The organism is Treponema sp. OMZ 857 (assembly GCF_024181085.1).
Lineage (GTDB): Bacteria > Spirochaetota > Spirochaetia > Treponematales > Treponemataceae > Treponema.
This window is the reverse complement of sequence record NZ_CP051147.1, coordinates 694,417-717,998: the sequence shown is the minus strand read 5'-3', so window position 1 is coordinate 717,998 and position 23,582 is coordinate 694,417. Positions and strand designations below refer to the sequence as shown.

The window sequence follows — 23,582 nt, the reverse complement described above, 5'->3', positions numbered from 1 at the left end:
GTCGTCGTCGCGCCGAATACCGACGACGCAGTAGTTAGCGCCGCTGCTCCAGCTACCGCCGCGCAAAACACGGAGACCGCCAGACGCGCCACCCTGCGGGTCAACTACAAATCCGACGGATGTATAAGCAGCATCATTTGCTCTAGGATCATTATCATACCCATCAAAACACCATTCCCATACGTTTCCTGACATGTCATGTAAAACCGAGAGCATTAGCAATTTTCTTTCCAACCTCTGCCGTCTTAGTTGTCTCAGGGACTTGATCTTGCCAACTACTTCCGTCCCACCATTCGTCATAAACCGCTACCCTCGTAACTTCATCACGTAAACTTTCCCAAGTTTCTCCTTCAGGTAAGGTCAGACCATTAAAACCTATCAGCTTTCGCTCCACTCACTGTTCAGTTTGGTAAGCCATACTTCTCCGTATTTGTCAGCATTGGTGTTGTCGCTTCCCTGCCACCGAGCTGCATACTCCCATTCCACTTCCGTCGGAAGTCGATAGCCTTTTTTACTCATATCGGCATAAGCGGCATCGCAAGCAGCTCCGTCTGTTGCATCTTTTAATACGGCGGTATGATCGTCCTTTTACGGTAGACGCATTCCCCTCCCTTTGATTTTCTGGGTATACGCATTGCACCATATAATACAGTCTCGCCAACTTACACTCGTTACCGGATGCTTCTTGCTTCCTTCGGTAGGAGCCGCTCCGTCACTCCCATTCCTACCTTCACGGCCTTTGTTTGCAAACGCATATCCATTGCTTTCTGCCCATGTCCTCACTTCATACCATACCTCATACGGCACTTCCGTTTTACCAAGCTTATAAGGACTCAATTTTACCTTACGCCCTGTACGGAATACCCTTTCCAATTATCTGCCGTTCCCGGCAATGTATGTCGGATCCATACCGGTAATCCCGCTGCAGGCGGGCTTATTTTATAAAGCCGTCGCCTGTATCTTCAAAACTACCGACATCGCCGGAAGGTGGTGTCGGCGGTACGCTGTCGCTTTCAAAGCTCACCTTAACCTCGATCGCCTTTGTAACGGTGTGGGTATAATGCAGTAACAACTGCGTCATCTACCTTCCATTCCTTTACCTTGTAATCCGAATTAGGCGTTGCGGTAAAGGTTACTGTTTTACCCTGTTCAACCTTGTCGCCCGTATAGATTTCGCTGCCGTCGACCATTGCTTTGAGCGTGCCGTTCCCACCTTCTACGCTGAAGGTTACGGTGTGCTTGGGCTTAGGTACAGGCGGCGGAGCTTTTGCGATTACCGTTACCTTACACTCAGCCGTTTTGCTGCCGTCTTCGGTTGTTACCGTAATCTTTGCCGTTCCTGCTGCTTTTGCCGTTACCTGACCTTTCTGATCTACCACCGCAACTTCCAGCTTATCGGAACTCCACGTTACCTTTTTGTTTGTTGCGTTTGCAGGCGTAACCGTTGCAGTCAGTTGTTCGGTCTTTTCTTCCTCAAGCGTCAGTTCGCTTTTATCAAGCTTTACTTCCGTTACCGCGACGGTAGCAGGCGGCAGTGCCTTAAACAGCACCTTTACCTCTATCTTTGCCGTTATCTTATGGCTATACGTTGTTGTATCGTTCGTTATAGCCGTACCGTTGACCGTCCATTTATCTACTACGTAGCCGCTCACAGGCGTTGCCGTAAAGGTTACGGTTTTGCCCTTTCGACGCTTATGGGGCTTTTATCCGTTTCCGTTACGCCGTCCGCCTTTGCTTTAAGCGTACCGTGTTCCCCGGCGCTAAACGTTACCGCAAAGGTTTCCAGTTTAACCGTTATCTTATTCGGACAACCGGTAAACAAGGCCATTGCAGCAAGCATCAACCCTACTGCTAACCGGCTCAACAGCCGATTCGACCAATCATAGCCGAGCAGCTTCGCTTAATATAGAAGAGCACTTTAAAATGATAAATTTGTTCGTTACCGACTACGTAGATAAGCTTGTCAAACGGCCACTCACCATGGCGGGTTATCGCAAGTCCGATATCCTGTGTGATGTATACCGACGTTCCGTCTCCACGCAGCAGCAGTTTCTTTTCAAATCCGATCGATTTAAGGTCAACCCAAATGGAACCGTCCTCGTCTTTATAAAGATACCTTTTTAAGCCTTCCATAATTTCGTCGCGACCCTTGCGGAACACATCGCTTTCAAAGAAAGCTTATCGAATGAAACTCCTGTGCGGCTATATGTTTGCTGAATACCTTGCAGCGCCCAGCGTTCATTGTCTTCCACAGCTGCATCGTTTCAGGATCACCCGCTTCCCATTTCCGCAGCATTTCCTGTGCGTCATCTTCCGCTTCAGGATGATCTTTGCTGTATTTATGGAACTGAACATACATATCACCGACAAACTTATCGGGTTTATATACCTTCTTTACGGGATCGATACCGTTTCCGAAGAGCTTATATGCAAGCATCGATTTACAGATGTGTACGCGGTCGTTGATGATGTTGGTTTTATAGACATCCGCTCCGCTGAACTGGAGAATACGGGAGAGACTCTCTCCGATAGCGTCATTGCGCAAGTGTCCGAGGTGCAGCGGTTTATTAGTATTGGGGCTTGAAAACTCAACCATGATTTTTTTACCGGCAAGGGTAGTTGTTTTTCCGTAGTTTTCATTTCCGCTAATAATTGCATTGAGGATTTGCGCAGCTGTTTCACCCTTGGGTAAAAAGACGTTGATATACGGACCTACCGCTTTCACCTCACCTTTTCCCTTGAGTGCAGAATCAGCTTGCAGCTTAGGTAACAGTTCCGTCGCAATTTTAGCAGGGGCAGAGCGTAATACCTTTGCAAAACTGAAAAGCGGAAAACCTAAATCACCCAGAGTCGGATCGGGCGGTGTTTCCATTGCAATCCGTTCTGCAGTAACGGCCTCAGCTCCTTCAGGCTGCATCGATGTGAGTGCGCGTGCAATACTTTCTTTCCATAATAACCGTATATCGTTCATAATTACCTCACTTATAGGAACCGCTAAAACTTTCGGTTTTAGAGATGCCTTTGTGTTTCTGATTTAGGAAGAACCTCCGGAACTATCGATTTTTTAAGAGGCTCTTGTTAGTATAGAAAATTCCGCCGCTTAGTGCAAGAGACCGCATTGCATCACGTTAAATCTAACCGAAAAACGCTCTGGACAGCCGCCCGTATTTCCAATAGTATAGAGAACCTATGTATTCAATTGACCATATCCGCAATTTTTGTATTGTTGCTCATATCGATCACGGGAAGTCAACGCTTGCCGACCGTCTTATTGAAAAAGCCAAGGTTATCGACGAACGCTATTATCGGGCACAGATGACCGACAACATGGATATTGAACGGGAACGCGGCATCACCATTAAAAGCCAAGCGGTTACCATTCCGTACCACGCCGCCGACGGGCAGGATTATCTTTTAAACTTTGTTGATACACCCGGGCACGTAGATTTTACTGAAGTTTCCCGCGCTATTGCATCCTGCGAGGGGGCAATTTTGATTGTGGACGCAACGCAGGGGGTGGAATCTCAGACGCTTTCCAATATGTACCTTGCGCTTGAGCACAACCTCGAAATTCTGCCGGTCATCAATAAGATTGACTTACCGGCGGCGGATATTCCGGCGGTGTCTGCTCAGATAGATCACGATTTAGGGCTTGATTCCGATATTGCCGTTGCGGTTTCGGCAAAAACAGGACAAAATATCGATGCACTGTTTGAAGCCATCGTAAAGCACTTTCCACCGCCGACAGGTTCCGCAGAAGCCCCCTTGCAGGCGCTCATCTTTGACTGCCACTACGATGCATACCGCGGGGTTATTATCCACTTGCGGGTGTTTGAAGGGGCGATAAAACCCGGCATGACCATCCGCTTTATGCACAGCAATGCGGAATACCGTGTAGAAGAAACCGGCGTGTTTATTCTCGACCTTGTGCAGCGGGATTCCCTCCGTGCAGGAGAGGTCGGCTACATCATTGCGGGTATTAAAACCGTGTCTGATGTGCAAGTCGGCGACACCCTCACCGATGCGGATCGTCCCTGTGCGGAACCCCGTGCCGGGTTCAAGGCTGTAAAGCCCGTGGTGTTTTCTTCCGTGTACCCGGTAGATACCAACGACTACGAGCAGCTGCGCGATGCCTTTGAAAAACTCAAGCTCAATGACGCAAGCCTCACCTACGAAAAAGATTCTTCGGTTGCGCTTGGACACGGGTTCCGCTGCGGCTTTTTGGGGCTGCTCCATTTGGAGATTGTGCAGGAACGGCTCGAACGGGAGTTTGACCAGGCGGTTATCTTTACGGCACCGTCTGTGCGGTACCGTCTCCATCTGCGGAGCGGTGAAACCATGATCTGCGACAACCCTGCCGAATACCGGAGGAAGGCAAGATTGCCTCTGCTGATGAACCGTATATCAGAGCGAATATCATCACCCCGACGGAATACCTCGGTAATATCATCTCCTCTGCATCGAAAACGCGGCGTGCAAACCAATATGAACTACCTCGACCAAAAGCGGGTGGAGGTTACCTACGAAATGCCGCTTGCGGAAGTACTGTTTGAGTTTACGACCGGCTCAAAAGCATCAGCCGCGGCTATGCGTCGTTTGAATACGAAGTAATCGAAATGCGTCCAACCGAGCTGGTAAAATCGATATTCTGCTGAACGGCAAACCGGTGGATGCCCTTGCGCAGCTTTCGTATAAGCCGAACGCCTACAACAAGGCGCGCCACGTGTGCGAGCAGTTAAAGGAAGAAATTACACGCCAGCAGTTCAAAATCGCTATTCAAGGCGCAATCGGCAGCCAAGTTATCGCACGGGAAACAGTTAATCCGGTGCGCAAGGACGTGTTGGCAAAGTGCTACGGCGATATTACCCGCAAGCGTAAGCTCCTTGAAAAGCAGAAAGAGGGAAAGAAGCGCATGAAGATGGTCGGCGATGTTGAGTTACCGCAGTCAGCCTTCTTGTCGGTGCTTAAAACCAAAAGCGAATAGCGGTTGAGCGCTACCCCTCGATAACCTGTATTTCAAACTCCAACCGGGGCATACACTCCGCTAAATCGCTTTGAATCCGCTTGAGCGCTTCTACACGTATTTCGACAGAGGTATTGGCATTCCCTTGGATAATAAAGATTGCATTTTTTGTTCCGTCATCAAATTTATAATTTTCACCGTCGCGGACGCCAAGCCATGCGATAATACCTTTAGGGTCGCGGTATACATAATCGGTTTCGGCAACATGCTTTTCCGTCGATGAAATCGGAAGAAAAACTCCCGCTTCTTTATTGACGGTAAACTCTATCTGCCCGTCTATTTTATCAAGATCATGCCCGCCAATCGCTAAAAGCGAATGTAATGACTCAACATTATAGATATCGATAACACTATTGATGTGCGGCATAGAACCGCGGCGCTGAATATTCCGAATAAATGCGGGAACGGTCGGCGGATACTTTTTGATACTGCGCCCGACACTTTGCAGCAAATCCGCATACCCTTGAGTAATCGGATTATTCAAAACTTCATCAACATCGCAAATGCCCAATCTTCCATCTTTTTGCTTCTTTAAAATGAATCGGATAATTTTGCGTGCGGATCTATATTTTTCGCAACACCAATTACAACGCTTGTAATCCCAAGCTCAACGATACTTTTATCGATAATACATTTCATAGCAGCCTGCCCCCATATATTGGAAATTTATACTACCATTTCAGTATAACTGTGGTATAATGAAACTTATTATATCACAATTAATGGAAAAGGTATGTGTACGGCAAAAAAACCATTGAAACCTTTAAAACTCGATCTATCCGATCTTGACAAGAAAATGACGCTCGCAGTTGCAGAGCTGCGGAAAAGCTATCCACTCAGAATTAGCGAAGATGGTATCCCCGTTACGTTCAAAAAAGTGAAGAGTTCCGAAATTTCCGCAACCTTTAGAAACGGTGTATGCGAAATTGAAGCGGACTCTGCACCGCATTTCTATTTTGCGCTGTCGATGCTGCTGCTTAAAAGTCAAACAATCGAAGATTCAAAATCTATACAAGGCGGGATGCGCAGCGTTTATTGGAATTCCGCATGGATCATGTTTTGAAAAGAACGGCTTAATGCTCGATCTTTCCCGTAATGCGGTTGCACATATCGATATGCTGAAGCAGTTTATTCGCGAAATGGCATTTATGGGACATTCGTGGTTTATGCTCTACATGGAAGATGTGTACGAAGTCGAAGGAGCTCCCTATTTCGGTGCATTACGCGGACGGTACTCTATAAAGATTTACAGGAAGTTGACCGCTATGCCAAGATTTTCGGCGTACAGTTGGTACCGTGTATTCAGACCCTTGCTCACATGGATCAGTATTTTATGTGGGAAGCCATAGAATACAAGTATAAGGATATTGATAACATCTTTAATGTCGGCAATGCTGAAGTACGAACCCTGCTCACCCGGATGATTGCATCGTTACGTAAAGCATTTTCTTCGGATATTATCCATATCGGAATGGACGAAGCACATAACCTAGGCCGCGGGCGTTATTTGGATGAAAACGGACTCAAAGAAGAGGGAAATTATGCAAGATCACCTTACTTTTATGAAAACCCTCTGTACAGCATACGGTTTTAAACCCATCGTTTGGGATGATATGTTCTTCGGCCGCTATTCCAATAACAAAGAAGATGTTGAGCCGGTTATTCCCAATCAGGTAGGATTGATGTATTGGGATTACTATAGCTGCTTGACCAACCATTACCGAGACCACCTGCAAGCATGCCGAGCGCTCACAAAAAAGACCATGTTTGCCGGCGGTGCATGGCGCTGGACGGGATATATACCGCATCATAAGAAAACACTTCAAGCAACGCTTGCCGCTATTGAGGCTTGCCGAAAGGAAAAAGTCAAAGAAGTCATCGTTACTTCATGGGGCGATGACGGCAACGAATCTCCGCTGTATACGTGTATGTTCGGCTTAGTACTTTTTGCCTACCTTGACTGCCATATCAAATATCAAGAGGAAGAATTTGCACAGTATCTAAAACTCTATACCGGCATGGGGCTTGACGAATGGATGCGGCAGGGCGAACCGGATTTGTTTGAAGGAACAACCGGTAACAATTATGATATAACGCCGTCGAAGTATCTGTTATATCAAGACCCGCTCGGTTCAAAATTTCTGTATTACATACGGACGCTGACAACCGATATGAATGCCGTCTATAAGAAACTGGAGCAAGCCTTTATCGAGGATGCAGCCAACACGGCTAATCCCTTGCAGCGCAGCATTGCCGAATTTTATGCATTGATGATGAAAACGCTTTACTATAAGTGGCGGCTCCCCTTGGATATTTGGGAGGCGTATAAGGGAACGGATAAAAAAGCATTGCAGGCATTAATCGAAAATAAGATAAAGCCGCTAAAAACGGTGTTAGCCGAAACAGCGAAGGCGCGTCGGCGAGTATGGACGGAAGAATGCCGCGGATTCGGTTCAGAGGTGTTGGATCACCGCTTCGGCGCAATGCTGATACGGCTGGAAGTTACACAGGAAGTGCTAACCGATTACATACAGGGTAAGATTACACAAATCGATGAGCTTGAAGAAGAACGGCTTGATCCATGCCCTGAATCGGATAAAATGCTCGAACCGCAAGCAGTGCGCTATAACCGTGCCTTACGTATTATGACCGCCTGCCGAGAAACGTGGTAAGATAAAAAGGAGTGTAAAATAAAAGCCGTACAAATGGCACGGCTTTTATTTACTCAAGTTTGCTCAAACGCAAACTTGTATATCATCTGCACGTTCTCACTTCGTTGTGAACGTGCGTAAAAAGTCAATCGAAAGTTGATACTTTCTTCTTGACTTTTTATGGGGGACAAAGACAATGCAAACTGTGTTTCAGACAATGAGCGACGGCGCTTCTCTCGCCGTTTATACCTGGCTCCCGGAACAACAACCGAAAGCAGTGCTGCATATCGTGCACGGAATGGCGGAACACGCCCTCCGGTATGATGATTTTGCAAAAACGGCATGTAAAAAAGGCTTTGCCGTAGTTGCCTCCGACCACCGCGGTCACGGAAAGACCGGTTCAAAAAGCGGCTTAATGGGATACCTTGCCGATGGAGACGGATTCAGACGTGTTGTCGAAGATCAAAAGGAAATCAATGCGGAAATACAAAAACACTACCCTACTCTTCCGGTTATTATCGTCGGGCATTCGTTCGGCTCCTTTGTAACACAGGAATACATCGAACGGTATGGCACAACAGTCAAAGCGGCAGTTCTTATCGGGTCTGCAGGCCCCAACCCAAGCATATCCGTTGCCTCGCTGCTAGCAAGCCTTAACTGCGTATTTAAAGGAAGAAAATCCGTTGCCAAGTTTATGAATGCATTGGTGTTCGGCTCATATAACAACAAAATCAAAAATCCGCACACAGCCTTTGATTGGCTTTCGAGGGATGCAACCGAAGTAAAAAAATATATCGATGATGAATACTGCGGATTTGTCTGTACCGCAGGCTTTTTTCAGGATTTTATACGCGGGCTTAAAAGACTGCATACACAGACGGCTTTAAAAGATATACCGGCCGATCTTCCTGTTTTAATTACCGCCGGTTCGGAAGATCCCGTTTCAAACGGAGGCAAAACGCTAAAAACCCTTTACCGTATCTATCAGGACATCGGAATGCAGGACGTAACGCTAAAACTATACGAGAACGGCCGGCACGAAATTTTGAACGAAACAAATAAAGAGGAAGTAAAAGCCGATATCTTGGGATGGATAGAGAATAGAGCATCGTTTAAAACTCAGTCAGATTTTTAGAAGTTCACGAGAGGCGGTAACCTAGTTTTAAAGAAAAAATAACGATACGATAACGGGATGAAATGGAACGGCTTTAATAAAAACGATGCACTCCTCTTTATCGAATGCGCGCTGGTGTTTGCTTTTACTGTTGCCTCCGTTGTTTTCAGCGGTACCGTTTACCCTTCCGCCCAAGCCGATCGGATTGTATGCACAGTGTGTTTTCTACTTTTATACAGTGTTTGCAGCCGCGTATGAAGAAATACTATACCGGCTCTATACTCCGAATCGGCTGCACTGCATTTATACCGGTTATATCGAACCGCGGCTGCAGGAAAATTGGAAGACATCGGAATGCCCTGTGCATTTACCGCTTCCGTCTTTTCTGTGTGTATGCTGCAAGAATAACACAGGGGTGTTTTTTGAATTTTTCCTCACCGAATTTCCCGCCCACCTCCTCTTCACACTGGCGCACCGTTACCTCGGACTTTCTTCCATGATATTCGCCGCAGGAGCAGGAATCGTATTCCGCATTGCCTATCTCAAGCTCAAACAGGTGTTTCATCCGGCAGTAAGTATCACACTGGTAGCCGCAGTACACGGCCTTTGGAACATCGGGGTGTATTATTATCTGTGGGGAAACACTGGTATCGTAAATTAAAATCAACAATCCTGATGTAAAGTATCGGAGGTACAGCTCCCGATATTTCGTCGTATGTTAGCAATCGGTTTTAATACCCTTTGTTAGGGTGCAGAGCACAAGGGTATTACCCCCTCTCACACGAATCAAGCACCATTTCCTTATCAGCGTATGTCCATCAATTCAATCGCCACCCTATTCAACCGATCAATCAATCGTTTTGGATTTGAAAACAATTCATATCCTTCTTTTGTCAGTGTGCAATCAATCCAAGCCGGGAATGTGTTCGTGAGTACAGCTTTATCCGTATCGCTATAAACGTATATCCGTATCGGGTCATCTCTAAAGCCCAAATGGTATAGCGGTACAGCAGTTGCTTTCCTTCGTGTACACTTCTTTCCGGTAAAATGCTTCCCGAAAATTGATGGTCATTTGCATCACCGGCATAGACGTCCATAACTTTGCCGAATACATGCAAGATTGACGGAATACGTGCCTCAGATACCAAAAAACCTTTTGCATCATAGACAAAAATATTTTTATCGCTATCTTGATACCGAGCAAGTGCCTTTTTTAACGAAGCAGGCTTGGATAGTATCTCGTATGCTTCTCCGAACAGCTCCCATGCAAACACCTCCGGCACATCCTCACCTTTCGGGGCATTAGGTATATATGCAATATGACTGTCGGCATAGATAAGAAGGCGTATATCGGCAGATGAATTGTTAGGTATATCATAGCGATACGCTATCTTGGCATTTTTTGGCACCTGCGTAAAAGCGGCATCATCGGCAGCGACTGCTGCACTCTCCGTCAATAAATAATTAAAGGATTCAATATCAGCGCTCTCTGTAAGTTCACACACCAGCTTATCTTTTGCATCGTACACTCTAATAGCCGGTTTATCCGTTTTTTTACTGTTATCAGCCGCAAAAACAAGTGCAGCGCACAGTAAAAAAGCTGCATAAAAAAATAGACGTTTCGTTATTTTGATCATACCGTTCTCCCATAGCATATTATATCAATATAGTATACCATAATCAAAGCGATGGAGAAAGCGAATGAACGTATACGATTTGATTGCAGAACATTACAGCGAACTTTTCCCGCTTGAGGCGGAAAAGCTTGATTTTATCCGGCATCTTTGTCCATTGCCGGGCAGATTGTGTGATGCAGGTTGCGCAACCGGCGACCTTGCGGTGGGTTTACATCAACGTGGATACGATATATACGGGCTCGACTTAAATGCAAAGATGATTGGAATCGCAAAAGAGAAAGCTTCGGGTATCCGCACATCCGGAGAATTGGCATTTCATCAAGCGAACATCTCCGATATTCTGCAATTCGGTACCTGTAACGGCGTACTGTGTTTCGGCAATACGCTCCCGCATCTACCTGATGAAACGGCACTCCGCCGTTTTTTCAGCGCTGTGTATCAGTCTTTACAAGCGCGCGGTATTTTTATTGTTGAAGTCCTCAATTACGACCGCATCCTTGCCGAGAAAAAAATGGACTTTAAAGATAAAGAAACAGACGCCTTCATTTTTAAGCGGCGTTATGATTTTTTACCGGACGGGAATATCAAGTTTACCATAGAGTTTATTGACAAGCAGCACAATACCGTAGGTTCGGACTTTACGGTATTACATCCGTTACAGCGCAAAACACTGTTAGCTTTATTTGAACAAGCAGGCTTCCAATCCGTTGCCTCTTATTCGGATTACAGCTTTACCGAAAGCCATGCAGAAGATTACGCCGTAGTGTATACAGCAAAGAAATAAGCGGAGCAATTCATGCGAAATGTAAAGACCTTTACATGTCACTAATTTTTGCCGTTGTTGTAATGAACGGTATATCCGCAGAAAGCACCAAAGATTATAAAGTGCTGATAGGTATGGATCATGAAAAGTGATGCAGCTTAAAGAAATTAAAACGCTGGTAATTGATGCGGAGTTTTTCTCAAGAAGATATCGCGCAGCTTCACAAAAACGGAAACATTCACATATTTTCTTATTTAAACATCGGCTCTATCGAAACATTCCGCGATGACTATGCAGCATTTGCGGATATTGCTTTAGGACACTATGAAAATTGGGACGAAGAACAATGGGTAAATGTTGCGGATAAAAGATGGCAAAAAAGGATAAAACACAAAGCGCAATTTTTATCTCAAAAAGGCATAGACGGTTTTTTTATTGATAATGCCGACGTTTATTATCATTATCACACACCCGAAATATATCAAGGACTGATAACTCTCTTACGCAAAATACACACGGAGAATAAACCCATTATCATTAACGGCGGAGATACGTTTATCACCGAAGCGATGCAGCAAAATTCCATTAAAGGAGTGGTACACGGGGTCAATCAAGAAAGCGTATTTACCGAAATACATTTTAAGAATAATACGTTTGGAGCAAAACCGGTAGAAGACAGAGCATATTTTATGGAATATCTGGCTCAATGTAAAACGTATGGACTCACCGTCTATTTACTCGAATACGGCGCAACGAAAAACTGACGAAAGAAATAAAATATTGCGAGCGCAACGGATTTACCTACGACATATCCTATTCAGTGGAACTGGATAAGCTGTTTTGAGTTCAAGGGAAGTGCTCCTCCCCGTTCAGAGTGGTGTTTTTCCATTCCCTTACAACCCTATCCTTTTTCCGCGCATTTCCAAAGGTATTCCCTTTGGAAACCCCAACAAAAATCAACAGCTCTCGGCACTCTGCATCAGAATTATTGATGGTTTTCTATCGTGTCCTCTGCATTTCCCGCAGGGCATTTTGCGCTTCGGTGTACTCGTCATAGGGTACGGCGCCGTTTTCCCGATAATCGAATTTTCGTGCCCCTTTCCCAGCAACAACACCGCATCATTCGGTTGCGCAAGAGAAAATGCTTTACGGACGGCAGTCGGCCGGTCAGGAATAATAAACAACTCCTCGCCGCGCTTCTTGTTAGGACAACCTGCAGCAATCATCTCCAAAAGCTCGACAGGATCTTCGCCGCGGGGGTCTTCGTCGGTGAGGATGATCGTATCGCAGTATTCTCCGGCAATTCTTCCCTGCTCCGACCGCTTAACGGTATCGCGCTCTCCGCCCGAACCGAATACGGCAATCACGCGGCCGCCTTTCGCTTTAACACGGTCACGGACAGACGGCATAATCGCTTGGAATGATGAGGGCGTATGCGCATAGTCGATAAGCACCTCAAAGCCCTGCCCCGCTTCGACGCGGCACATTCTCCCCCTTACCGGCATAAGCCGATTGAGCAACGGCGCCAGCATATCAAACGGCAGTCCCGTTAAATTATGAGCGACAATAAGCGCGGCAAGGATATTATATACATTAAAAAAGCCGGTTACCGGAGCGGCGGCCTCATACGTTTTCTGCACACCGTCAAACGATGCATGAATTGTAAAGGTTAAACCGTTCTCCCCTTCATGAATGTTATCAGCCGATAAGCCGCCTGCAAAGTTTGAAAAGGGAACAGCCGTAGCAGCGCCGATATGCTTCTGCACGGAAAAGCCGAACACGGGCTGATTTGTTGCCTGTGCAAAATAGGCGGCAGATGGGTCTTCAAGATTCACAATGCCGAAGGCCGCAACCGCTCCGCGTTTTTTCTTATGATCATGGCTATCTAATGAGCGGAATAAATTCGCTTTATCGTAGCGGTATTGTTCAAAGGTACCGTGAAATTCCAAATGTTCCTGCGTCACATTCATAAATACGCCTGCATCGAACTGAACATGCAATAGCCGTGCCGTTCGGGGAGAAAGCCCGTGAGAAGATGCTTCCACCACTGCATATTCGCAGCCGTTATCCCGCATACGGGCAAGCCGCTCCTGTACCGTAATCGATTCGGGCGTTGTCTGATGTGCCGGATTGGCGACCGGCTCATCTCCAAACGAAAAAGATACCGTTGAAGAAAAGCCCGCTTTTTTCCCTGCAAGCCGCAGCAGCTGCCAGATAAAATCGACGGTACTTGTTTTCCCCTCCGTACCGGTTACTCCGATTGTTACCAGCGCTTTGGAAGGTTCGTCAAAAAAAACGGCTGCAGCAGCAGCCATTGCAGCGCGAACATCCGGCACTTGAACATAACAAATATGTTCTTGATATAATGGAAGTGTTGTTTCATGAATAACCGCAACGGCGCCCTTTGCAATAGCAGCATCGATAAACTTTGAACCATCGGTGTGCACACCGGGCAAGGCAAAAAAAGCGGCGCCTGTCCGTACTTCACGCGAATCATACGAAAGCGAATGCACCGTAACATCTGCCCCGTGCACTGCTATCGGCTCTATAGAAAAAAGACATTGAAGAATTGACTTTGCATAGCGGTTATTACACATATGAACCTCTAAAAACCTCAGACTTTAGAGGTTTTTCTTAGATTTGATTTTGGGAAGTATAAACGGCGGGACATATTCAGGCAAGAGGGAGAAATAATTCATAAATCATTTAGAATCCGAATTGCGCAAACAATTTCCACCATTTTCAATTACCAATACCGTAAAAGTCTGACGCTATCCGCCGATATTATACAAGACATCTTTAGAAAATCGAAGCTTTAGGATGTCTCTTACAGAAGATACTTGGAGGTTCTTATGAGACGAAGTATGGGTATCACCATCTTACAAATTGCACTTGCTTTTTTCTTACTGGTCAGCGGAGTAACAGGTCTTATGCAATCCAGCGCCGGTAATTTAAATCCGGTGGTTACCTTTCTGACACAGCTGGTAAAAAGTTCAACAATAAGCACAATCATCATCATCGCGATTGCCGTATGTGAACTTATCGCCGGTTTTTTCCTGCTGATGGGGCTCTTTACGTTCTCCCCTCAAATTTTAAATGTAATCTTAATTATTTTTATCGTTTTATGGATCATCAATATTATTTTGATTGATTTTATCGGAACATTTAACAGCGGCATACATGGTGTGCACGGTTTACTAACCTACCTGCAGCAGCTCTCCGCTCACCTGATGGTACTGGGTGCCCTCATCTGCGTACAATATCGCAACTAAACCGCAACTCATTTTTTTAACTAAAGCGGCACGAATATAAAAAGAGCCGGAGCTAACGGTTGAAGTTTTAGCTTCCGCCCGTTTAATGCACCGGCTCTTTTATGGCATTGATGTTATTTAAAAATAAACCAAACAAAATACAATTCGGCAAACTATGCCGTTTTTCCGAAATCAGCTTTAACTCAGGTTTCTCAGTTTCTTCAATAACCTTCTTTGTGATATGCAAGGCTTTTTGACCTTTCATCGACGGAGCCTCGAACATCGCATCCAGCATCAGTTTCTCTACGATAGAGCGAAGACCTCGTGCACCGGTATTTTGATCCAGCGCTTGCTGAGAAATAGCGTCAAGGGCGGCATCATCAAAGTCAGCTTAACGTTGTCAAGTTTAAATGATTCTTGGAACTGTTTGATAATCGCGTTCTTAGGTTCAACAAGAATACGGCGCAAGTCTGCAAGCTTTAAATCGCTGAGCGAAACACTGATAGGAAGCCGTCCGATCAATTCGGGGATAATACCGAATTTTACTAAATCATCGGGGATAAGCTTGTCGTACAACTCCTGCAAATCCTTTTCTTTTGAAGACCGTACATCGGCTCCGAACCCCATCGGATTTTCTGCAACCCGTGTCTGAATGATCGTATCAAGCCCGACAAAGGCACCACCGCAGATAAACAGAATATTGGACGTATCGATCTTCAACATATCCTGATTCGGGTGTTTGCGTCCTCCCTGCGGAGGCACCGAAGCAACGGTTCCTTCAACAATTTTTAACAGAGCCTGTTGCACACCTTCACCCGAAACATCACGGGTAATCGACACGTTTTCACTCTTCCGCGCAATCTTATCAATTTCATCAATAAAAATAATACCGCGTTCCGCACGGGCAATATCGCCGTCTGCATTCTGGATAAGTTTTAACAGGATATTTTCAACATCCTCACCGACATAACCTGCTTCGGTTAAAGTAGTCGCATCCGCAATAGCGAAGGGAACCTTCATCTTTTGTGCAAGCGTCCGTGCTAACAGCGTTTTTCCCGAACCGGTCGGGCCTATCAGTAAGACATTGGATTTTTCAATAACAACGGCATTTCGGTCAGCCGGCGGATGCATAATCCGCTTGTAATGATTATAGACGGCAACCGATAATACCCGTTTTGCTTTCTCTTGCCCGATAACATATTCGTCAAGGTAGGTCTTTAATTCCATCGGTGTCGGAATATCCCCTGAAAGCTGTAAAGGCGTAGCCATCTTATAAGCGGTCAAATATTCTTTACAAAGCTGGATACAATGATCGCAGATAGCGACTCCCGGTCCCGGTACTATTTTTCGGCCTGCATCTTCCCGCTTACCGCAGAAAGAGCAGATTAAAGAAGAATCACTTCTTAATTTAGGCATTTTTTCTCCTATCCATGACCATATCGACGATGCCGTATTCGCAAGCCTCTTGCGCAGACATAAAGAAATCCCGTTCCATGTCTTCGGCAACCGCCTTTTCCGTTTTTCCGGTGTGATGGGCGCAATATTGGATAATCAATTTTTAACCGGGTATTTCCCGTGCCTGTATGGTAATATCGCTGGCTTGTCCCTGTGCGCCGCCCCACGGCTGATGAATCATCACACGGGAAGAAGGCAGTGCAAAGCGTTTTCCTTTGCTTCCCCCTGCCAACAGAACAGCAGCCATACTGGCCGCCTGTCCCAGACAGATGGTTTGTACATGAGGATGAATATGCTGCATCGTATCGTAAACGGCAAGCCCAGCCGTTACCGAACCGCCGGGGCTGTTAATATAAAGGCTGATATCTTTATCGGGGTTCTGTGATTCCAGAAAAAGCAACTGTGCAACAACCAAATCGGCGGTTGCATCGGTTATTTCACCATCAACAAAGATAATACGGTCTTTTAACAGGCGCGAAAAAATATCGTAGCTGCGTTCCCCGTTTCCCGTCTGCTCAATAACATAAGGAACAAGGCTATGCATCTGTTCCGACATCAGCAGCTCCCTCTCCAAGCAATTGTTCTACCGTCAGTTTTTCACCCGGTTTTACCGTCGATTTTTCAAAAAGCTGAGTATAGAGTTTCTTTTCTTTAATATCATCGATCACATATTCTTTTTCACGAGGATTTCCGTCATAATGCTTTTTAACTTCTTCTGCGGATGCTCCCGTGCGCTCTGCTATTGAGGCGTATTCCGCTTCAACATCTTCCGGAGACGCGGTAATACCCCGCTCTTCCATCAGTTTTTCAACGATGATACGAGTCTTAAGCCGAAGTTCAGCCTCTGCCCGCCATTCAGTCATCGCGGATGCTTTTGACAATTTACCGTTTATATCGATTGTCAATTTTTCCAAACTTTCGGGAGACATTCCCAAGCGCTGTGCCAACATAGCCCACCGGCCTTCGAGTTCTGCCTTAACCATAGACTCAGGCAGCTCAATGGGATTGGCTTCCGCCATCTGCTTCAGCAGGTTGTCGGTCTTTTTCCGATTCAGAACATCTTCTACCTGGCGTGTAAGATTTTTTGAGATGTCAGCTTTTAAATCGGCAAGTGTCTTGTATTTTTCGCTTACGTCCTGCGCGAGATCATCATCGATAGCAGGCAAATCTTTCCGTTTTAATGCAGTTACGCTAACCTTTAGCTTGATTGTTTTCCGGCCAACTGTTTGTCGATATGTTCGGCAGGATATGTCTTGGAGATAACCTTTTCTTCGCCTTTCTTCATACCGATAAGCTCATCGTCTACGCCGTAATGGAACTGTCCCTTACCGACGGTAAATACAAAATCATTCCGTTTTGAACTTTCGATTTCCGCATCGGCATCATCAAGCTGCACATAGTTAATGGTTACGATATTATCATTTTTTACAGTATCGCCCTCACCGCAATCGATGACAAGCGCGTTGCGTTCCTGTATCAACGCCAATTCTTTTTCGATATCAGCATCGGTAACGGATACTTCGGGTACGGATACCGTAAAACCTTCCGTCTTTGCTATTTCTACTTTGGGAAGTACATCATAGAGAACAGTAAACACCAAGTCGGAGTCAAGTTTGAAATCGGGCGTACCGTCAAGTTCAGGCTGTGAATACGGTAACGGCCGCGAATATTTATCCGCAGATTCAAATACTTCTTCCAATACATTCTGTATTACTTCATCATACGTTTCAGCGCGCAACGTATCGCCGAATTTCTGTTCAAGGACTTTTACCGGTACTTTGCCTTTACGAAAGCCCGGTATTTGGAGCTGTTTCGCATATTTTTTCGTTAAAAGCGCATATCGGTTTTGCACCTCATCCTGCTTAACGGTAATCGAAAGTTTCATCCGAGACTTTTCGATAGGGGTAAATTCTTTCGTAAAATTCATTGGCATATCCTTATGGTACTAAAAGGGTTTCTCGCAAGAGAACTTTATTCGTGCGGAGGGTTTAATACCCCGACGCTCTGCGTCGTAAGAAAGGGTATTAAAGCCGACTGCAACCACCTTATGAGAACAACATACCCCGACGCTCGCGTCGGGGTTGTTGATTCTTCTCCGGCAACTTCCGGTTAAAAAAAAAGCGATTCGGGTGTACCGAATCGCTTCTGTAAGAGCGGGAAACGGGGATTGAACCCGCGACATCCACCTTGGCAAGGTGGCGCTCTACCACTGAGCTATTCCCGCAAAATATATCGCTCGGTATGTACTGTTGTGGAATCCTGCGAGAGGAGGGACTTGAACCCTCACGCCGAGGCACCAGATCCTAAGTCTGGCGTGTCTGCCAATTCCACCACTCTCGCTCACAAAGTGAGTCGAAACAATATACCGATGATTCTTAGGAATGTCAAGTCCTAGCCTTTAGGCTACTTAACTTCCTATTCATCTGAGCCATGCAGGCTTCGAACCTGCGACCCACAGATTAAGAGTCTGTTGCTCTACCAGCTGAGCTAATGGCCCGTTACATAACCGTCTTAGCAAGACTGAACGAGTATTCCATAATTTCAAAAGAAAGTCAAGGAGTTAGGGAAGACTTTTCTTTTTCGATAAAGAAAAGTCTTCCTAACCAATCAGTACCGCCGTCCGTGGCGGATTGGTGCGGATTTATATTGAACTAAAACTTCTCTACCTTCCAGTCTCTTATCGTTCGTTTTCTTCATCAAATCCCGCACCAATGAGCACTATCTTCTGCCCGCTTGCCTTGTACGGTACCGCATACTCTTGCGTTTTTATCTGGTTGAGCGCATCTTCCGCACTACCGTTGCCGGAGAGCTTAAACTCAAAGATATAAACAGTATCAGCGGTTTTGAGTACACAATCTGCACGTCTGTCAAAACTATACATCCATGTATAGTTTTGACTACGAGTTTCGGCACCGCCGAAACATCGCTGCTGCATGGAACCACCGCCCTCCATGGCGGTACTGTGGCAGTGTACTTCCGTTTGCACAAACTGTCCCATCAGCGCAAAGACGAGATACACTGCCGTTTGGTAATTCTGCTCCCTCAGTTTCAAGTTTTGTTCGGTGAAGTTGTCGTATGCAATACTGGAAATAATCGACTTGAGCCGCTCCATAAACTCGTCCACATTCCCCTTGCGGATGTCCTGTACAAACCGTCCTATCCATACCCCGCTTTGACTCAATGTTAAACCGGAATACGCAGGCAAGAGATTCTCCAAAAAGCCGTACCGAACTTCATCATTCGGGAAACCCAGCTGATACAGCCGCAAATCGCTGATATACTTCTTGATGGTAAGGTACCCTGCTTGAAACAGAATGGGCAATGCATCCTGTGCAACCGCCCGGTACGTTTCCAATCCTGTTTGATTCAACTCAACATTGCCATCGAGGTCGGGGATATAATAGCCTGCTTCTTTTAAGAAGTTGACTAAAAAAGTCGGCGTTCCCGTGCCGAACCAGTAACTGCTAATCTCTTTTTTGGCTAAGGCGCTCAACACACTAAAGGGGTTGTACATCCCTTCCCCGGCAGGATGGAACAAATAGCCATCGTACCACTGCTTTAAGGTTGTTAATGCCTGCGGATAGTCCATATTCTGCCGTGTTGCAAGTGTTTGTATATCCGGTTGGAAGGTTTCTTCAAGCTCTGTTTGCGTAAGACCGCAGATACCGGCATAGTCTTCTTCCATCGATATATCACGAAGATTATTCAAATCGCTGAAAATACTAATCTTGCTGAATTTAGTAACGCCGGTTAAAAACGCAAAGCGAATATATTGATCACAGGTTTTTATAACAGAGTAAAATGCTTTGAGTGTATTACGGTAGTGTTCGTTCAGTTCTTCGTTCACACCCATCGTTTGCAGAAGCGGTTTATCGTATTCGTCTACAAGGATGACGACTTGCTTACCTGTTTGCTGATAGGCAGCCTTTATGAGGGATGTAAACCGTTTAGCATGAGAGAGCCCGCTCTTTTGCAGATTGTATCTCGGCTCTTCGGTATCTAAAAAATAGCTAAGCGTTTCATCTAAAGCTCCGCTCAGTTCATATTGCCCGGTATTAAAATCCAAATAGAGCACAGGGTATTCCAGCCATGCCGATCGCTGTTCTCGTACAGCCTGTTCTTCTTCCGCTTGTTCAATATACAAATCCTTGAACAGCTCTTTTTGACCGAGAAAATAGGCAGCGAGGGTTGAAAGAAACAAGCTCTTGCCAAATCTGCGCGGACGGCTTAAGAAATACACCTTACTATTATTGACTAATCGCGAAAGATACGCCGTTTTGTCAACATAGAGAAATTTTTTTTCCCTCAAATCTTTAAAACTTTGGATGCCGATCGGTAGTTTGCGTGGTGCGTTCATACCCGCAGTATAGCAAGATTATTGCAGTAAGCCTATCCTTGCGCTTCCGTCTTTCAGTTTCTTATCGTTCCTTAAAATTCGGCAACCGCAGCCTTTATCAGGCCTGTCGGCTTGTTCTGTAAGGAAACGGTTTATCTTATCCGCTAAAGCGGATTGCGAATCAAAAGGCGAGGATTGGCGAATTGCCGCACTTTTGCAACGAAATGAAAAAGTGCAATCAATAGGCGATGTTTGCGATAAGCAAACTCGCAGCGTTTTTAGACAATGCCAACAGCATTGTCTAAAATAAGCCTTCGTTTTTCTTCATCAAATCCTGTTTAGTACCCCCACCCTCCTTGGCGAATATGCACACGCTATACAGCAAAACACGTGTACCTCACGACACATTTTGCCGGTTCGGTTTCGCCGCATACCGCCACGGATAGCGGTGGTTCTACGAAGCAGCGACGTTTTTGCACAGCAAAAACTCGCGTTCAAAAATTGACAAGGAGGTCAATTTTTGAACTTGCCACGGACGGCGGTGATTCTATGCAATAGCGACGTTTTGGCAGGCGGAGCCTACTAAAACTCGCGTCCAAGAATTGACAAGGACGTCAATTCTTGGACATAGCCACACGAAAGCCAAGATTGTCGTTGCTGTTGTCCGGGTTGTCGTTGTTCCGAATACCGACGATGCAGTTCTTCGCGTTGTTGTTCCAGCTGCCGCCGCGTATGACGCGGTCATCACCGGAAGCAGCACCTTATTAATGTCCCTACCGTTTTTTAGTCAAAAAATTTTCGAGCCGCTAAAGCGGCTACTCGGTGCCGCTTTGACTTATTTTCAAAACTATACTGCACCTCACAACACATTTTGTCGGTTCGGTTTCGCCGCAACGGGCGGCTTACGCAACGCCCGTTGCGGCTCAACCTCACAGGCAAAATGTGTGAGCTCTAGGGGCGACAAGCCACACGAAAGCCAAGATCGTCGAGGCTGCTGACCGGGTCGTCGTCGCGCCGAATACCGACGACGCAGTAGTTAGCGCCGCTGCTCCAGCTACCGCCGCGCAAAACACGGAGACCGCCAGACGCGCCACCCTGCGGGTCAACTACAAATCCGACGGATGTATAAGCAGCATCATTTGCTCTAGGATCATTATCATACCCATCAAAACACCATTCCCATACGTTTCCTGACATGTCATGTAAACCGAGAGCATTAGCAATTTTCTTTCCAACCTCTGCCGTCTTAGTTGTCTCAGGGACTTGATCTTGCCAACTACTTCCGTCCCACCATTCGTCATAAACCGCTACCCTCGTAACTTCATCACGTAAACTTTCCCAAGTTTCTCCTTCAGGTAAGGTCAGACCATTAAAACCTATCAGCTTTCGCTCCACTCGCACTGTTCAGTTTGGTAAGCCATACTTCTCCGTATTTGTCAGCATTGGTGTTGTCGCTTCCCTGCCACCGAGCTGCATACTCCCATTCCACTTCCGTCGGAAGTCGATAGCCTTTTTTACTCATATCGGCATAAGCGGCATCGCAAGCAGCTCCGTCTGTTGCATCTTTTAATACGGCGGTATGATCGTCCTTTTTACGGTAGACGCATTCCCCCTCCCCTTTGATTTTCTGGGTATACGCATTGCACCATATAATACAGTCTCGCCAACTTACACTCGTTACCGGATGCTTCTTGCTTCCTTCGGTAGGAGCCGCTCCGTCACTCCCATTCCTACCTTCACGGCCTTTGTTTGCAAACGCATATCCATTGCTTTCTGCCCATGTCCTCACTTCATACCATACCTCATACGGCACTTCCGTTTTACCAAGCTTATAAGGACTCAATTTTACCTTACGCCCTGTACGGAATACCCCTTTCCAATTATCTGCCGTTCCCGGCAATGTATATGTCGGATCCATACCGGTAATCCCCGCTGCAGGCGGGCTTATTTTTATAAAGCCGTCGCCTGTATCTTCAAAACTACCGACATCGCCGGAAGGTGGTGTCGGCGGTACGCTGTCGCTTTCAAAGCTCACCTTAACCTCGATCGCCTTTGTAACGGTGTGGGTATAAGTGGTTGATGCGTTGCCGGTAACAACTGCGTCATCTACCTTCCATTCCTTTACCTTGTAATCCGAATTAGGCGTTGCAGTAAAGGTTACTGTTTTACCCTGTTCAACCTTGTCGCCCGTATAGATTTCGCTGCCGTCGACCATTGCTTTGAGCGTGCCGTTCCCACCTTCTACGCTGAAGGTTACGGTGTGCTTGGGCTTAGGTACAGGCGGCGGAGCTTTTGCGATTACCGTTACCTTACACTCAGCCGTTTTGCTGCCGTCTTCGGTTGTTACCGTAATCTTTGCCGTTCCTGCTGCTTTTGCCGTTACCTGACCTTTCTGATCTACCACCGCAACTTCCAGCTTATCGGAACTCCACGTTACCTTTTTGTTTGTTGCGTTTGCAGGCGTAACCGTTGCAGTCAGTTGTTCGGTCTTTTCTTCCTCAAGCGTCAGTTCGCTTTTATCAAGCTTTACTTCCGTTACCGCGACAGTAGCAGGCGGCAGTGCCTTAAACAGCACCTTTACCTCTATCTTTGCCGTTATCTTATGGCTATACGTTGTTGTATCGTTCGTTATAGCCGTACCGTTGACCGTCCATTTATCTACTACGTAGCCGCTCACAGGCGTTGCCGTAAAGGTTACGGTTTTGCCCTTTTCGACGCTTATGGGGCTTTTATCCGTTTCCGTTACGCCGTCCGCCTTTGCTTTAAGCGTACCGTGTTCCCCGGCGCTAAACGTTACCGCAAAGGTTTCCGGTTTAACCGTTATCTTATTCGGACAACCGGTAAACAAGGCCATTGCAGCAAGCATCAACCCTACTGCTAACCGGCTCAACAGCCGATTCGTTCTTCTATTTTTATTCATAGTATTTCTCCTAGAACTTATATGTTTTTAACCGCTAGACGGTTTATTCCTTAAAATTTTTCATTGCAAAGTACGCAGAAGACGCTAAGGGGGTTGGGATATGGTTTGGTATTTACCGGTGATTCTTTGCGATCTTTGTATGCTGAGTGGTTTTATTTTAATTAACCGCAGAGACGCAGAGCACGCTAAAGTTTTGAAAGGAATGTTCTCCTCTATCTGAATCCGCATATGTGGTACTCTTTGCGGTTTAATAGGGAAAACACTAACAGTACATTTGCCGTCTGCAAAAATTGATGAGAAAAAATAATGATGTTGTCGTCTGAATAAAAAAGTGGCCCGTTTTTCAGGGCGCAGACGGTTTTTACGCCTTGAGTTGCTGAGTTGCTGAGTTGCTGAGTTGCTGAGTTGCTGAGTTGCTGAGTTGCTGAGTGA

At 46.1% G+C, this 23,582-nt stretch carries 15 protein-coding genes, 3 tRNA genes and 9 pseudogenes; 11 read left to right on the top strand and 16 right to left on the bottom strand.

Features of this window, described 5'->3' with window-relative positions; translation table 11 throughout:
* Positions 1 to 27: 27 nt before the first annotated feature.
* The 3 pseudogenes from E4N66_RS13115 to argS form a co-directional block, all read right to left on the bottom strand.
* Positions 28 to 195, bottom strand: a pseudogene (locus tag E4N66_RS13115) (SUMF1/EgtB/PvdO family nonheme iron enzyme); the annotation flags it as partial.
* 183 nt (positions 196 to 378) lie between these two features.
* Positions 379 to 807 (bottom strand): annotated as a pseudogene (locus E4N66_RS13110) (SUMF1/EgtB/PvdO family nonheme iron enzyme).
* Positions 808 to 994: 187 nt separating this feature from the next.
* A pseudogene (gene argS / locus E4N66_RS13105) lies at positions 995 to 2,971 on the bottom strand (arginine--tRNA ligase); the annotation flags it as partial.
* A 218-nt stretch (positions 2,972 to 3,189) separates the two neighbouring features.
* Between argS and lepA the strand changes: the two are divergent.
* On the top strand, positions 3,190 to 4,611 hold the full coding sequence (gene lepA, locus E4N66_RS03280) for a translation elongation factor 4 (RefSeq protein WP_253728950.1): 1,422 nt from the start codon (positions 3,190 to 3,192) through the stop codon (positions 4,609 to 4,611).
* A gap of 55 nt (positions 4,612 to 4,666) precedes the next feature.
* On the top strand, positions 4,667 to 4,984 hold the full coding sequence (locus E4N66_RS03275; protein WP_253728949.1) for a hypothetical protein: 318 nt from the start codon (positions 4,667 to 4,669) through the stop codon (positions 4,982 to 4,984).
* A 10-nt stretch (positions 4,985 to 4,994) separates the two neighbouring features.
* Here the strand turns inward: E4N66_RS03275 and E4N66_RS03270 are convergent, their stop codons facing one another.
* Positions 4,995 to 5,534, bottom strand: a complete 540-nt coding sequence (locus E4N66_RS03270; protein WP_253728948.1) for a B3/B4 domain-containing protein — start codon at positions 5,532 to 5,534, stop codon at positions 4,995 to 4,997.
* 222 nt (positions 5,535 to 5,756) lie between these two features.
* On the opposite strand from E4N66_RS03270, the gene E4N66_RS03265 reads away from it, so the two are divergent.
* From E4N66_RS03265 to E4N66_RS03240, 6 genes are all read left to right on the top strand, one after another.
* A complete protein-coding gene (locus tag E4N66_RS03265; protein ID WP_253728947.1) occupies positions 5,757 to 6,086 on the top strand; it encodes a hypothetical protein in 330 nt (109 codons plus the stop codon).
* Between the two features lie 13 nt (positions 6,087 to 6,099).
* Positions 6,100 to 6,372 carry a hypothetical protein gene (locus tag E4N66_RS03260; RefSeq protein ID WP_253728946.1) on the top strand — a complete coding sequence of 91 codons (273 nt, stop codon included), beginning with the start codon at positions 6,100 to 6,102 and terminating at the stop codon, positions 6,370 to 6,372.
* Positions 6,357 to 6,617, top strand: a complete 261-nt coding sequence (locus tag E4N66_RS03255; RefSeq protein ID WP_253728945.1) for a hypothetical protein — start codon at positions 6,357 to 6,359, stop codon at positions 6,615 to 6,617. Before E4N66_RS03260 ends, E4N66_RS03255 begins: the two co-directional genes overlap by 16 nt.
* Positions 6,565 to 7,695: a hypothetical protein gene (locus E4N66_RS03250; RefSeq protein WP_253728944.1), complete on the top strand. Its 1,131-nt coding sequence runs from the start codon at positions 6,565 to 6,567 to the stop codon at positions 7,693 to 7,695. Before E4N66_RS03255 ends, E4N66_RS03250 begins: the two co-directional genes overlap by 53 nt.
* A gap of 175 nt (positions 7,696 to 7,870) precedes the next feature.
* Positions 7,871 to 8,809 carry an alpha/beta hydrolase gene (locus tag E4N66_RS03245; protein ID WP_253728943.1) on the top strand — a complete coding sequence of 313 codons (939 nt, stop codon included), beginning with the start codon at positions 7,871 to 7,873 and terminating at the stop codon, positions 8,807 to 8,809.
* Between the two features lie 118 nt (positions 8,810 to 8,927).
* The gene (locus E4N66_RS03240; RefSeq protein ID WP_253728942.1) at positions 8,928 to 9,449 is read left to right on the top strand and encodes a CPBP family glutamic-type intramembrane protease; all 522 of its coding nucleotides are present in this window, start codon (positions 8,928 to 8,930) and stop codon (positions 9,447 to 9,449) included.
* Between the two features lie 232 nt (positions 9,450 to 9,681).
* Here the strand turns inward: E4N66_RS03240 and E4N66_RS03235 are convergent, their stop codons facing one another.
* Positions 9,682 to 10,425 carry a hypothetical protein gene (locus tag E4N66_RS03235; RefSeq protein WP_253728941.1) on the bottom strand — a complete coding sequence of 248 codons (744 nt, stop codon included), beginning with the start codon at positions 10,423 to 10,425 and terminating at the stop codon, positions 9,682 to 9,684.
* A gap of 64 nt (positions 10,426 to 10,489) precedes the next feature.
* Here E4N66_RS03235 and E4N66_RS03230 point away from each other — a divergent pair, with 64 nt between their 5' ends.
* Positions 10,490 to 11,209 carry a class I SAM-dependent methyltransferase gene (locus E4N66_RS03230; RefSeq protein WP_253728940.1) on the top strand — a complete coding sequence of 240 codons (720 nt, stop codon included), beginning with the start codon at positions 10,490 to 10,492 and terminating at the stop codon, positions 11,207 to 11,209.
* Between the two features lie 164 nt (positions 11,210 to 11,373).
* Entirely contained in the window at positions 11,374 to 11,952 is a 579-nt protein-coding gene (locus E4N66_RS03225; RefSeq protein ID WP_253728939.1) for an endo alpha-1,4 polygalactosaminidase, read from the top strand.
* 235 nt (positions 11,953 to 12,187) lie between these two features.
* Here E4N66_RS03225 and E4N66_RS03220 read toward each other — a convergent pair.
* A pseudogene (locus E4N66_RS03220) lies at positions 12,188 to 13,785 on the bottom strand (UDP-N-acetylmuramoyl-L-alanyl-D-glutamate--2,6-diaminopimelate ligase).
* Between the two features lie 255 nt (positions 13,786 to 14,040).
* On the opposite strand from E4N66_RS03220, the gene E4N66_RS03215 reads away from it, so the two are divergent.
* A complete protein-coding gene (locus E4N66_RS03215; RefSeq protein WP_253672885.1) occupies positions 14,041 to 14,460 on the top strand; it encodes a hypothetical protein in 420 nt (139 codons plus the stop codon).
* An 82-nt stretch (positions 14,461 to 14,542) separates the two neighbouring features.
* Here the strand turns inward: E4N66_RS03215 and clpX are convergent.
* From clpX to E4N66_RS13095, 10 genes and pseudogenes are all read right to left on the bottom strand, one after another.
* Positions 14,543 to 15,855 (bottom strand): annotated as a pseudogene (gene clpX, locus E4N66_RS03210) (ATP-dependent Clp protease ATP-binding subunit ClpX).
* Positions 15,848 to 16,438: pseudogene (locus E4N66_RS03205) on the bottom strand (ATP-dependent Clp protease proteolytic subunit). Before E4N66_RS03205 ends, clpX begins: the two co-directional pseudogenes overlap by 8 nt.
* Positions 16,431 to 17,821: pseudogene (gene tig, locus E4N66_RS13100) on the bottom strand (trigger factor). The pseudogenes E4N66_RS03205 and tig overlap by 8 nt, the downstream one beginning before the upstream one ends.
* A 225-nt stretch (positions 17,822 to 18,046) precedes the next feature.
* Positions 18,047 to 18,118: transfer RNA gene (locus tag E4N66_RS03190), tRNA-Gly, on the bottom strand.
* A gap of 36 nt (positions 18,119 to 18,154) precedes the next feature.
* Positions 18,155 to 18,234, bottom strand: a tRNA-Leu gene (locus E4N66_RS03185).
* A gap of 84 nt (positions 18,235 to 18,318) precedes the next feature.
* Positions 18,319 to 18,391: transfer RNA gene (locus E4N66_RS03180), tRNA-Lys, on the bottom strand.
* 180 nt (positions 18,392 to 18,571) lie between these two features.
* On the bottom strand, positions 18,572 to 20,251 hold the full coding sequence (locus E4N66_RS03175) for an ATP-binding protein (protein WP_253728935.1): 1,680 nt from the start codon (positions 20,249 to 20,251) through the stop codon (positions 18,572 to 18,574).
* Positions 20,252 to 20,844: 593 nt separating this feature from the next.
* The gene (locus tag E4N66_RS03170) at positions 20,845 to 20,925 is read right to left on the bottom strand and encodes a hypothetical protein (protein ID WP_253729424.1); all 81 of its coding nucleotides are present in this window, start codon (positions 20,923 to 20,925) and stop codon (positions 20,845 to 20,847) included.
* Positions 20,926 to 21,181: 256 nt separating this feature from the next.
* A pseudogene (locus E4N66_RS03165) lies at positions 21,182 to 22,529 on the bottom strand (SUMF1/EgtB/PvdO family nonheme iron enzyme).
* Between the two features lie 57 nt (positions 22,530 to 22,586).
* Positions 22,587 to 23,084: pseudogene (locus tag E4N66_RS13095) on the bottom strand (Ig domain-containing protein); the annotation flags it as partial.
* Positions 23,085 to 23,582 lie beyond the last annotated feature (498 nt).

Coding starts and splice junctions, on each gene's coding strand:
- lepA (WP_253728950.1), top strand. CDS start 3,190: ATGTATTCAATTGACCATATCCGCAATTTTTGTATTGTTGCTCATATC.
- E4N66_RS03215 (WP_253672885.1), top strand. CDS start 14,041: ATGAGACGAAGTATGGGTATCACCATCTTACAAATTGCACTTGCTTTT.
- E4N66_RS03250 (WP_253728944.1), top strand. CDS start 6,565: ATGCAAGATCACCTTACTTTTATGAAAACCCTCTGTACAGCATACGGT.
- E4N66_RS03175 (WP_253728935.1), bottom strand. CDS start 20,251: ATGAACGCACCACGCAAACTACCGATCGGCATCCAAAGTTTTAAAGAT.
- E4N66_RS03255 (WP_253728945.1), top strand. CDS start 6,357: ATGTGGGAAGCCATAGAATACAAGTATAAGGATATTGATAACATCTTT.
- E4N66_RS03225 (WP_253728939.1), top strand. CDS start 11,374: ATGCGGAGTTTTTCTCAAGAAGATATCGCGCAGCTTCACAAAAACGGA.
- E4N66_RS03245 (WP_253728943.1), top strand. CDS start 7,871: ATGCAAACTGTGTTTCAGACAATGAGCGACGGCGCTTCTCTCGCCGTT.
- E4N66_RS03260 (WP_253728946.1), top strand. CDS start 6,100: ATGCTCGATCTTTCCCGTAATGCGGTTGCACATATCGATATGCTGAAG.
- E4N66_RS03230 (WP_253728940.1), top strand. CDS start 10,490: ATGAACGTATACGATTTGATTGCAGAACATTACAGCGAACTTTTCCCG.
- E4N66_RS03235 (WP_253728941.1), bottom strand. CDS start 10,425: ATGATCAAAATAACGAAACGTCTATTTTTTTATGCAGCTTTTTTACTG.
- E4N66_RS03265 (WP_253728947.1), top strand. CDS start 5,757: ATGTGTACGGCAAAAAAACCATTGAAACCTTTAAAACTCGATCTATCC.